This window comes from Ensifer sp. LC11 (assembly GCF_001695835.1).
Classification (GTDB): domain Bacteria; phylum Pseudomonadota; class Alphaproteobacteria; order Rhizobiales; family Rhizobiaceae; genus Ensifer.
This window is the reverse complement of record NZ_MBSO01000072.1, coordinates 44,473-55,591: the sequence shown is the minus strand read 5'-3', so window position 1 is coordinate 55,591 and position 11,119 is coordinate 44,473. Positions and strand designations below refer to the sequence as shown.

The following is an 11,119-nucleotide window of genomic DNA, read 5'->3' as shown; positions in this document are numbered from 1 at the left end:
TAAGCATCGGCGACAAGGGTCACAAGCGGGACCTCACGATGCGGAGTGGTTGACGAATTTTGTTCGGCGTCAACGGTTCGTTGACAATGCGTCTGTTCGTGGCCGTCTTTCGTCGACGGTCTGATGAGCGCATCTATGACGCAACGGAGCGCCCGATGGCGCCGGAGAGAAAGGATCACGGCAATGCTCAATCAGATCAAGGGTCTGCATCATGTCACCTCGATGGCGGACGATGCGCGCGAAAACAATCAGTTCTTCACCAAGTCGCTCGGCCTGCGCCGCGTCAAGAAGACGGTCAACTTCGACTCGCCCGATGTCTACCACCTCTACTATGGCGACGAAGCCGGAACGCCGGGCACGGTCATGACTTACTTTCCGTTTCCGCAGATGCCGCGCGGTCGCGCCGGTACCGGTGAGGTCGGAACGACTGTTTTCTCGGTACCTGAAGGTTCGCTCGGCTTCTGGAAGGATCGCCTGGCGACGCTTGGCGTTTCCGGTCTCAAGGACGAGCAGACCTTTGGTGAAAAGCGTCTGAACTTTGCCGGCCCTGATGGCGACGGCTTCGCGCTGGTTGAAGTCAAGGACGATCAGCGCGCTCCGTGGACCGAAGGGGGTATCTCGGCGGACCACGCGATCCGCGGGTTCCACTCCGCTGCACTCCGCCTTCGTGATGAAGGTGCAACGGCGGAACTGCTGAAGTTCATGGGCTACGAGGAACTCGACCGCAAGGACGGCGTCACGCGGCTGATCGTGCCGGGTGGCAACGATGCGCGCGTCATCGACCTCGAAACGATGCCGAACATTGGTCGCGCCTCTCAGGGGGCCGGCTCGGTGCACCACATTGCCTTTGCCGTCGAGAGCCGTGAAAAGCAGCTCGAAGTGCGCAAGGCCCTGATGGACACCGGCTATCAGGTAACGCCGGTCATCGACCGCGACTATTTCTGGGCGATCTACTTCCGCACGCCGGGCGGCGTGCTGTTCGAAATCGCAACCAATGAGCCGGGCTTCGACCGCGACGAGGATCTTGCCCATCTCGGTGAGGCGCTGAAGCTGCCGCAGCAGCACAAGCACCTGCGGCCGATCCTGGAAACTCATCTGCAGAAGATTGACGACTAACGCGGCCGAAACCGGGAGAGACGGCTCGCCCTTGCAGCGGGCCTCCGCGGATCTTAGCTGATGCAAAACAAGGAGACAGCAATGGCCGACTTTGGCTACGTCCACAAACTGAAGGCCGGCCGGCCCGGCCAGCCGATCATCTTCGTCTTCCACGGAACGGGCGGCGACGAGAACCAGTTCTTCACCTTTGCCTCGGAGCTGTTGCCCGATGCGACGATCGTTTCGCCGCGCGGCGATGTCTCGGAACATGGCGCCGCGCGCTTCTTCAAGCGCACAGGCGAGGGCGTCTACGACATGGCGGACCTCGCACGCGCCACACAGAAGATGGCAGGCTTCGTCAAGACACTTGCCGCCGAGCATGGCGCGTCGGAGGTGATCGGCCTTGGCTATTCCAACGGCGCGAACATTCTTGCCAACGTGCTCGTCGAAGAGGGCATATTTGACAAGTCAGTGCTGATGCACCCGCTGATCCCGTTCCGGCCGAAGGACAACGCTGGCCTCAAGGGACGCCGCGTGTTGATCACGGCCGGTGAGCGCGATCCCATTTGCCCGGCGCCGCTGACGCAGGCGCTGGCGGGCTACTTCCAGGGGCAGGGTGCCGTGACCGAAACCGAGTGGCACTCGGGCGGCCACGACATCCGTCAGAATGAAATCGCTGCAATCACGCGCTTCCTGAAAGGCTGAGGCTATTCCAGCCGGCGGCGGAACAACCAAGAGGCGGCCGAGAGGGTGACCATGGCGATCAGCAACAGCGGGATCGTCTGGCGCGCCACCTCGACCGCCGGAATGTCCTTGAGAAACACGCCTTTGACGATGACGAGGAAGTAGCGCAGCGGATTGACGTAGGTGATCGGCTGCAGCCACGAGGGCATGTTCTCGATCGGCGTCGCGAAGCCCGAGAGCAGCATCGCCGGTACCATGAAGAGGAAAGCGCCGAGGATGGCCTGCTGCTGCGTCATCGACAATGCCGAGATGAAAAGTCCGAGGCCGACGACCGAGGCAAGGTAGAAGACCGCGCTGCCATAGAGCAGCAGCAACGATCCGCGCAATGGCACCCCGAAGATGAAGACGGCTGCCAGGATGTAGATGGTGATGTGGAAGAGGCCGATCATCATTGGCGGGATCAGCTTGCCGATCAGGATCTCGTGGGTTCTAAGCGGCGAGACCATGAGCTGGTCGAAGGTGCCGAGCTCCCGTTCGCGCGCGATCGACAGCGCCGTCACGATCAGGCCGATCAGCAGCGCAATGCTCGCGACCAGGTTCGGCACCATGAACCATTGATAGGTGAGGTTCGGATTGAACCAGTTGCGCGCAACGACGCTGACGGCGTCTGGCGCCGTGCGCTTGCCCGCGGGTGTGTTGGCCGCGAGTGTTCCGACGATGCGACTGAGATAACCGGAGACGATCTGTGACGCGTTGGAACGCCGCCCATCGAGAATGAGCTGGACTTCAGCCGGCTGGCTCGCTTCGATGTCGCGCGAGAAGGTCGGGCCAATTTCGATGGCGGCAATGACCTTCTGGGTGTCGATCGCCACTCGCACCTCGTCGGGATTATCGGTGAAGCGGATGCTGCGGAAGGTTGGCGAGCCGTCGATCTCCTGAATGAGGTCCTGGCTCCAGTGGCCGTTGTCGCGGTTGAGCACCATCACGTCGACATTGGTGACCTCCAGCGTCGCGGCATAGGAGAATACCAGCAACTGCAGAATGGGCGGCACGATCAGGACGGTGCGTCCCTTGGGATCGCGCAGCACTGCCAGCAGTTCCTTGACGATCAGGGCTTTCAGTCTTGTCCACCACATTTCAAGCGATCCTCTTGCGGGTGCTGCGCGCGGCGAGCGCGAAAAAGACGCCGCCGATCAAGAGCATGACGGCGATGGCTCGCGTGAACATCGGCCAGATGTCGCCGGCGAGGAACACCGTCTGCAGGCTCGGGATCAGATAGCGTGCCGGCACGATGAGGGTGATCCACTGAATGACCGTCGGCATAGAATTGATTTCGAAGAGAAAGCCCGAGAGCAGGAAAGCCGGCAGGAAGGCGGAGATCAACGCCAGCTGCGAGGCCAGGAACTGGTTTTTCGTCGCCGCCGAGATCAACAGACCCTGACCGAGCGCCGGCATCAGAAAGGTCGCCGACAGCGCGTAAAGGGCCGCGACCGAGCCGCGGAAGGGCACGCCGAAGAGGAAGACGGCCAGCAATACGCAGAGCGTCATCGAGGTGAGACCGAGAAGGAAATAGGGTAGCAGTTTGCCGGCCAGCAGTTCCGCGGCCGAGACCGGCGTTGCCATCATCGCCTCCATTGTGCCGCGTTCCCATTCGCGGGCGACGACGAGCGAGGTCAGAAGCGTGCCGACGAGCGTCATGACGATGGCGATCGAGCCGGGCACCAGGAAGTTGCGGCTCGTCAGTTCCGGGTTGAACCAGAAGCGCTGTTCGGCGGTAATCGCCGGCGGCCGGCCGGCGCCGTCGCTCAAGCGCTGGCGCGTCCAATTGGCAAGCGTGGCCTGGGCGTAGTTTTGCACGAAGTTCGCAGTGTTCGGATCAGAGCCATCGACGAGCACCTGCAAGCTCGGGTGCCGGCCGGCCGCATAGTCCGCCATGAAGCCAGTGGGAATTACGACGATGCCGCGCACGCGGCCAAGCACCAGGTCATCCTCGAATTCACGCCGATCGCGGCCGACGGTCACCTTGAAATAGCGCGACGCCTGAAAGCCGGCTGCGAGATCGCGCGTCAGCGGCGCCTCCTGCTCGATGACGAGACCGATGCGGGTCTGGGTCGTGTCGAGCGAAACGCCGTAGCCGAAGAGGAACAACAGGATCAACGGCAGCACGAAGGCGATCAGGATACTGCTCGGGTCGCGGACGATCTGATAGCTTTCCTTGCGGACCAGCGCGGCAAAACGCCTGATCCGGGCAGACCGCCTTTCAGTATGGGAGGGATGTTCGGTCATGCGGCCTCCTTCTCCTCCGAGCCTTGAACGAGCGCGACGAAGGCGTCTTCCATCGTCGGGTCCGGAAGTTCGGCGCTCACGACCTGCGCCTTCAGCTCGTCCGGCGAGCCAAGCGCGATCGAGCGGCCGCGATAGATCAGCGAAATACGGTCGCAGTATTCCGCTTCGTCCATGAAATGGGTGGTGACGAGCACTGTCACGCCCTTTTCGACGAGCCCGTTGATGTGGGTCCAGAACTCGCGGCGTGTGATCGGATCGACGCCGGACGTCGGTTCATCAAGAAACAGTGCTTCGGGCTCGTGCAGCACAGCGCAGGCCAGCGCCAGCCGCTGCTTGAGGCCAAGCGGCAGGTCCTTGGCCGACATGTCGAGCAGTCGGCCGAAGCCGAAGATATCGATCATCAGCTGGATGCGCTCGCGCTTGCGTGCGCCGGACAGTCCGTAGACGCCCGCAAAGAAACTCAAGTTCTGGGCAACGCTGAGGTCGCCATAGAGCGAGAATTTCTGTGCCATGTAGCCGAGCCGATTGCGCGCCTCGGCGGCATCCCGTCGCAGGTCGAAGCCGGCGACGCGGCCTTCGCCGGCAGACGGTTTCAACAGACCGCACAGCATCTTGAAGGTCGTCGATTTGCCGGCGCCATTCGGGCCGAGCAGTCCGAAGATCTGCCCGCGCGGGATGTCGAAGGTTATGGCGTCGGCAGCGGTGAAGTCACCGAAACGTTTCGTCAGGCCACGCGCCTCGATGACCGGCCTGCCGTTCTCGATGACAAACGGGGTCTGGGTTTCGGCGAGTTTGGAACGGCCGCCAGGCCCGCCGCCGAGCATATCGATGAAGGCGTCCTCGAAACGAGGAGCCGTGGTCGCTGCGCTTGGGCCGTGCGGGTTATCGTTCAGTCCAGGTGGTTTTGTGTCAGGCCGCATCACCAGGCGGATGGCTTCGCCCTGGATGACACCGTCAACGACATTTTCCTCGTCGAGATAGCGCGCGAGCTTCTGACGGCGTCCATGCGCAATGCCGGACACCTTGAAGACGCGGCCGGCAACGCGGGCGGTCAATTCCGCAGGGCAGCCCGAAAACAGCAGTTTGCCCTCGTTGAGCAGGAGCACGCTGTCGCAGGCCTCGGCCTCATCAAGATAGGCCGTCGACCAGACCACGCCGATGCCTTCGGCCGTCAGATTCTCAACCATCTTCCAGAGATCGCGACGGGAAATCGGGTCGACCCCGACACCCGGTTCGTCGAGGAGGAGCAGGCGAGGCTTGCGCAACAGCGCACAGGCAAGGCCAAGCTTTTGTTTCATTCCGCCCGAAAGCTTGCCGGCAAGCCGCGCCGTGAAGCGCTTGAGATCGGTAAACTCGAGCAACTCGTCGAAGGTGGCGACGCGTTCGGGGAGCGGCAAGCCGCGCAGATCTGCATAGAGGTCGAGGTTCTCCTGAACCGAAAGATCCTCATAGAGACCGAAGCGCTGCGGCATGTAGCCGATCGACGCCTGGATGTCGGCGGCATTCGTCACCGTGTCGAAACCGAGGACCTCGACCTTTCCCGCGTCCGGCACCATCAGCCCGGTCATCAGCCGGATCAGCGTCGTCTTTCCGGCGCCATCCGGGCCGACCAGACCGGTGATCCGGCCGCCCAGGATCTCGCCGGCAACGTGGTCGAGTGCCGGCGGAGCGTTGCCGAAGCGTTTGAGCACATCGACGATCCGGACGAAGGGGGCGGCGTCGCTCATCGTTCAGCCTCCCTCTTGTTTCGGAAGGTGCACGGTGACCGGCATGCCCTGCCGGAGGTCGGGGCCAGGCTTGCCGACGACGATACGCAGACGGTAGACGAGATCGGTCCTGAGCTCTGGCGTTTCCACCGACTTCGGTGTGAATTCAGCGACGGGCGAGATGAAGCCAACGGTCCCCTTGTAGGGCCGGCCGGGCGCGGTGTCCGAGGTAACCTCGACAGCCATGCCGGGATGCACCCGGCCGAGTTCCGGCTCGGCCACATAGGCCCGAACCCAGACAGGTTCGTTGAGCGAGATAACATAGACCATGTCCGATGGCGCGACGATCGCGCCAGCTTCACGGACCCTGGATAGTACCGTGCCGGCACTTGGCGCCAGCAGGCGCGTATCGGCAAGTGACGTGCGGGCGCTCTCGAGCTTGGCTTCAGCGGCCAGAACCTGTGCCTGGGCCGCCTCTATGTCCTCGATCCGACTTCCCTCTTCAAGCAGGGCCAGCGCTTCGCGAGCAGAGGTGGCGCGGGCTGCGGCTGCGGCCCTGTTGGCACTTGCCTCGTCGAGATTGGCCTGAGAGATCGTCCCGTTCGGGCGCAGTTGGCGCGCCCGATCATAGGCGAGGTTGGCGTTTTCCAGGTCTGCAAGACGCTCCTCGTGGGTTGCGCGTGCCTGGGCAATTTCGGTTGGCCGAGCGCCGGCCTTCAGCTTTGCCAGATTGGCCTTCAGCGAGCCGAGTTCAGCTTCGGCCGCCGCCTCAGCCTGCTCGAACGGAGCAGCGTCGAGGCTGGCCAGAACGTCGCCGGGCTTCACCGTGTCGCCTTCGTCGACAGCGAGGCCGGCGATGCGGCCGCTGACGCGGAAGCCGAGAGACACCTGGCGGATATCGACGTTGCCGTAGAGCACGGACGTCCGCTCCGTAGCGGCCCATCCGAGCCGCTGGGGGAGCTCGAACCACCAGGCGCCGGCTGCTGCACCGGCCATCAAGATAAGGGTGATCGCTGGCTTGTTCATGACTGGCCCTCCTTCCCACTGCCAAGAGCCGTGACGAGTTCGGCGGTGTGACGACGCAAGAGATCGAGTTCATCAGGGCCCACGGCCTGCCAGTTCATCTGCCGAAGCACGGCAGCGTGAGCCATGCGAAAGACGAGGATGCTGCCAACGAAAGACAGGGTCTTCAGCCGGACGTGTTCGGATTGGACCGGTTCGCCGAGAATGGTGGCGACCAGCCGGCCGGCCATGCCGATCATCGGGCCCATGACGTTGGAATAGACGCGCTCGAAGGCTTCGGTCGGCTCCATCTGCTCGCGGATGATGAAGCGCGCCCAGCTTTCAGACTGACGGCTGACGAAGAGAGCGATCATGCGCTGCGCCATCTGGGTGAGCAGGTCACGGGCTTCCTGCGATCCCATCGCCCTGCCTTCGCCGTCGAGATGGGCAAGGCGCGCGAGGATCGTGTTTCGGAGCTCTGCGACGTGACCGATGATGATCGATGCAAGGTGCTCTGCGGCAGCGATGTAGAGGCCTTCCTTGCCGCCAAAATAATAGGGGATCGCCTGCAGGTTCACGCCGGCCGTTTCGGCGAGCACGCGGGTGGTGGCGCCGTCAAAGCCGTAGCGGCCGAAGACGTCGATGGAACTCGTCAAAAGCTTCTCGCGGGTGGCATCGCCGCGGTCCTGCTTTGTCGGTTGAGGTGCGCTTTCTTTTTTCATCATGTGCTAAAATTATATCATTCCATCGATTAAGTCAATCGAATGAATTGGCGGTCGACGTGACAAGTGCGAGTGGCCTGATTCTCCACGCCCCGGTAAGGACGTTGGATGCGCAGATTAGGAAAGGAGATATAGGCTCAAGCGACGTCGCGCTCTTCACCCCGTTCGAGCCTTCGCTGGAAGAGAGCTGCGATGAGGTCCGACTGGGTGACGATTCCAACCAGCCGGTTGTTGGCATCGACCACAGGCATATGGTGCAGGCCCATATCCGCCATTGGCGGCACGAGCTTGGCGATCATCGTCTCGGGCAGGGCTGATTGCACCCGGCGCGTCATGATGTCGGATACGAGCCGGGGCGACTTGGGGCCAAGGCCGACGACATTTCCGAGCCGCTGACGCAACCCAGCCTGGGGCGTGAGCATCGCGTGCTTCATGAAGTCGGTTTGCGTGACGATTCCGACCAAGCCGTCTTTCTCGGTGACGACCGGCAGGGCCTTGATGTGCTGCTTCAGCAGCGTCTGCCAGGCCTGACGCAGCGACGTTTCCGGCGTTGCCGTGGCAACATCACGCGACATGATCTCGGCGCAGGTGATTTCGCCGGAGCGGCGGTTGAAGGCGCGGATCTGCGCCTGGTGGATCAGGGCGTCGAGTTCCTCCGGGCTGACATCGACCACCTCTCCATATTGGGCCAGCACCGCTTGAAGATCCTCCGGCACGATGCCGAGCCGATGCGAGGGCGCAGGATCGGTGGTTCCGTGGAACGTCGCTGCCGGGGCGAGATGAGGATAGCGTCGGCCCGTGGCATTGTTAAACACGAGCGCGATCACGAGGATGACGACCGAGTTGATGGCAACCGGCGAGAGAACGAACCAATAGCCGGCCTCGTGGATCGCCGAGCCGCCGAGCACCGCCGTCAGCGCGACCGCCCCGCTCGGCGGATGAAGGCAGCCGAGCAGTAACATGACGGCGATGGCCAGCCCGACTGCGACCGCGGCCGCGACGACCGGTTCGGGAATGAACAGCGCCGCTGTGACGCCGATCAGCGAAGAGACGACATTACCACCGACGATCGACCATGGCTGAGCGAGCGGACTTGAAGGGGCAGCAAACAGCAGAACGGCCGAGGCCCCCATGGGTGCAATCAAGAGCGGCAGATTGGCGTCGGCACCGAGTGCATAGCTGCTGATGAAGCCTGTAAGCAGAATGCCGAGCAAGGCGCCAAGCGACGAACGCAGCCGCTCCAGATGACTGATCGGAGCGAGCGACGGCTTGAAACGCTTGAGATAGGCGGGGACCTGCGACATGGAGACTCTCGAAGGCGGGATCGAATATGCCTAGGCCAATAGCATATGGCGCACATTTGGGCATGAAATCCGCATCCAAAAACGCACGTCGGATTAAAATATATGCATCGCGCCTAAAAAGAGTTCGCCAGTTGCCGTGCGAGGTGATGCTCGCGCTCGACGAGGGAGCGGGTCTCAGGTCGCCGCAGAAAAATCTATCGAGATCCTGGTGCCGCGGTCCGGTGCCGTGTCGACGGCGACGGTTGCCTGGTGCAACGCGCTGATGCGCCGCACGATCTTCAGGCCGAGGCCGAGTTGTCCTGAACTCTTCACATAGCCAAGATCTTCATTGTGGTCCGGAAGGTCAATGAGCCCCTTGCCATTGTCCTCGACCGAGACGATCGGGCCCGGACCGCAGGCCAGAACGATGCGCGTGCCCGGCGGATTGTGCTTGACGGCGTTCTCGATCAGGTTGCGCAGCATGTTTTCGACCAGTGCCGGGATGGCGGTAATCGGCGGCGTGCCCTCGTCAACGAATTCCAGCGATTTGTCGTGGTCGAAAACGAATGGCGCGATTGCCTCTGCCACGGCAGCGCCGATCTGCGACAGGCTGGTGCGCTGATAGGCCGACGGGTCGACGGCATCGGCGCGTGCCAGCGAGGTGAGCTGCTCCAGAATATGCGTCAATGCGTCCAGATCGCGCTCTGCGTTGCGCGCTCTTGGGTCATCGATGCGGCTCAGCTCCATCTTGGCGATCGAAACCGGCGTGCGGATCTCGTGGGCGATCGACGACGAGAACAGTTTCTGGGACTGGATGAGATCGGCGACCCGCGTCAGCATCCGGTTGACGGCGGTGACGAGCCGGGCAATCTCCTGCGGCATTCTCGTCACCGGCAGGCGCGCATTGCTGTCGCGCGGGTCTAGCGCATCCGCTGCCCGGGCGGCCATGGCGACCGGTCTCAATGCACTGCGGATCGACCAGATCGTCGCGCCGATCACCAGGCAGAACATCAGCGTCATTGGCACAATCATCGAATCGACCATCTCGTGCAGCAGGGCGCTGTACATGAAGCCATTCGGATCGTTGAGGATCGCCAGTTCGACGAGCACGGTCGTGCCGTTTCTTTCGAAGGTCTGTCCTCCGGCAACGCTGAAGGGTTTTCCCGGCGCAATCAGCCGTTTCCAGAATTGGGGCGCGTCGACGTTGAGCGGCAGAAAATGCTGCGCACACTCGATCGTGCAGTTTGAGTGGATGATTTCTCCCGACGCCGTACGGATACGAAGGAAGATCGAACCATTGTCGTCCTGTCGATCCAGATACCGTTGGCGCATATCGTGATCGGGCTCGAAGCGCGCCGCGCCATCACGCACATGCACATAGGCAACCAGACTTTCGGTTTCCTGCTGCAGCATGAGCACGCTGAGCTTGTCGTCATCGAACCAGTAGTCGGCAAAGACGACACCGATCTGGATCGCCATGGCGAGCAGCGAGAAAGCCACGATGCGGCGTGCGACGATTCCAATCAAAGACGGGTTGCGGCTCTTCATGGGGCTTGCCTGAGAAGGTAGCCGATGCCGCGTACGGTCTCGATCTGGACACCGCTGTCGAGCGGTTGCAGCCGCTTGCGGACCCGCGATACGGCAAGTTCCAAGGCGTTGGGAGTAACCTCCTGGCCGTACTCAGAAAGCGCCGTTTCAAGTTTTCGCTTCGGCACGACGCGACCGACCTCCCGCATCAGGATCTCCATCAATGATCGCTCACGCGGCGGCAGCGGCACGATTGCGCCATCACAGGTGAGATCCGCGGTGGCGGGATCGTAGCGCAACGCGCCGGCTTCCAGAACAGGCTGAACCGCCTGGGGGTTGCGCCGGAGCATCGCGCGGCAGCGCGAGAGAAGTTCGCGGTGATGGAACGGCTTCACGAGATAGTCGTCTGCGCCGGCGTCGAGCCCGGCAATGCGCTCGTCGACCGAACCCTTGGCGGTGATGATCAGCACCGGCAATCCCGGGTGCTCCTGGCGGACGCGGCGCAACAGCGACAGGCCGTCACCGTCCGGCAGACCGAGATCGAGCAACACCAGGTCGTGCTCGCGTGCGGCAATCGCCGTTTCCGCATCTGCCACCGTTGACACGGCATCGAGGCGCCAGCCCGCGTCCCGCATGGTTTCTCCGACCAGTTCAACCAGTCGCGGACTGTCTTCGACCAGGAGCAGGCGCATTGATTCGTCTCGATATTTTACAGGGGCCGCCGCCGACAATATGGGCTTTCGCCGAGGCTGCCAACTCCTTGCTGCGGCACCTACTTCCGCGCGCATCGGTCGGCCAATGAGCACTCTTGACG

General features: G+C 62.5%; 10 protein-coding genes. 2 read left to right on the top strand and 8 right to left on the bottom strand.

The genetic code is table 11. The annotated features are described in order from the left end of the window. Nucleotides 1-183: 183 nt before the first annotated feature. Both BBX50_RS28125 and BBX50_RS28120 read left to right on the top strand, forming a co-directional pair. Complete coding sequence (locus BBX50_RS28125) at nucleotides 184-1,116, top strand: VOC family protein (protein ID WP_065778587.1); 933 nt, start codon at nucleotides 184-186, stop codon at nucleotides 1,114-1,116. Nucleotides 1,117-1,197: 81 nt separating this feature from the next. Next, nucleotides 1,198-1,800: an alpha/beta hydrolase gene (locus BBX50_RS28120; RefSeq protein ID WP_065778586.1), complete on the top strand. Its 603-nt coding sequence runs from the start codon at nucleotides 1,198-1,200 to the stop codon at nucleotides 1,798-1,800. A 2-nt stretch (nucleotides 1,801-1,802) separates the two neighbouring features. Here the strand turns inward: BBX50_RS28120 and BBX50_RS28115 are convergent, their stop codons facing one another. The 8 genes from BBX50_RS28115 to BBX50_RS28080 all read right to left on the bottom strand — a co-directional run bounded on the left by BBX50_RS28115 (nucleotide 1,803) and on the right by BBX50_RS28080 (nucleotide 10,997). Then, on the bottom strand, nucleotides 1,803-2,915 hold the full coding sequence (locus BBX50_RS28115) for an ABC transporter permease (protein ID WP_065778585.1): 1,113 nt from the start codon (nucleotides 2,913-2,915) through the stop codon (nucleotides 1,803-1,805). Between the two features lies 1 nt (nucleotide 2,916). Beyond that, nucleotides 2,917-4,065 (bottom strand): ABC transporter permease, encoded by a 1,149-nt coding sequence (locus BBX50_RS28110; protein WP_065778584.1) that lies wholly within the window; start codon nucleotides 4,063-4,065, stop codon nucleotides 2,917-2,919. Next, nucleotides 4,062-5,792, bottom strand: a complete 1,731-nt coding sequence (locus BBX50_RS28105; RefSeq protein ID WP_065778583.1) for an ATP-binding cassette domain-containing protein — start codon at nucleotides 5,790-5,792, stop codon at nucleotides 4,062-4,064. Before BBX50_RS28105 ends, BBX50_RS28110 begins: the two co-directional genes overlap by 4 nt. A gap of 3 nt (nucleotides 5,793-5,795) precedes the next feature. After that, on the bottom strand, nucleotides 5,796-6,797 hold the full coding sequence (hlyD, locus tag BBX50_RS28100) for a secretion protein HlyD (RefSeq protein ID WP_065778582.1): 1,002 nt from the start codon (nucleotides 6,795-6,797) through the stop codon (nucleotides 5,796-5,798). Beyond that, nucleotides 6,794-7,498 carry a CerR family C-terminal domain-containing protein gene (locus BBX50_RS28095; protein WP_065778581.1) on the bottom strand — a complete coding sequence of 235 codons (705 nt, stop codon included), beginning with the start codon at nucleotides 7,496-7,498 and terminating at the stop codon, nucleotides 6,794-6,796. Before BBX50_RS28095 ends, hlyD begins: the two co-directional genes overlap by 4 nt. A gap of 134 nt (nucleotides 7,499-7,632) precedes the next feature. Beyond that, complete coding sequence (locus tag BBX50_RS28090) at nucleotides 7,633-8,799, bottom strand: HPP family protein (protein WP_065778580.1); 1,167 nt, start codon at nucleotides 8,797-8,799, stop codon at nucleotides 7,633-7,635. Nucleotides 8,800-8,973: 174 nt separating this feature from the next. Then, nucleotides 8,974-10,326 carry a HAMP domain-containing sensor histidine kinase gene (locus BBX50_RS28085; RefSeq protein ID WP_065778579.1) on the bottom strand — a complete coding sequence of 451 codons (1,353 nt, stop codon included), beginning with the start codon at nucleotides 10,324-10,326 and terminating at the stop codon, nucleotides 8,974-8,976. Then, the gene (locus BBX50_RS28080) at nucleotides 10,323-10,997 is read right to left on the bottom strand and encodes a response regulator transcription factor (RefSeq protein ID WP_065778578.1); all 675 of its coding nucleotides are present in this window, start codon (nucleotides 10,995-10,997) and stop codon (nucleotides 10,323-10,325) included. The genes BBX50_RS28085 and BBX50_RS28080 overlap by 4 nt, the downstream gene beginning before the upstream one ends. Nucleotides 10,998-11,119: the final 122 nt, after the last annotated feature.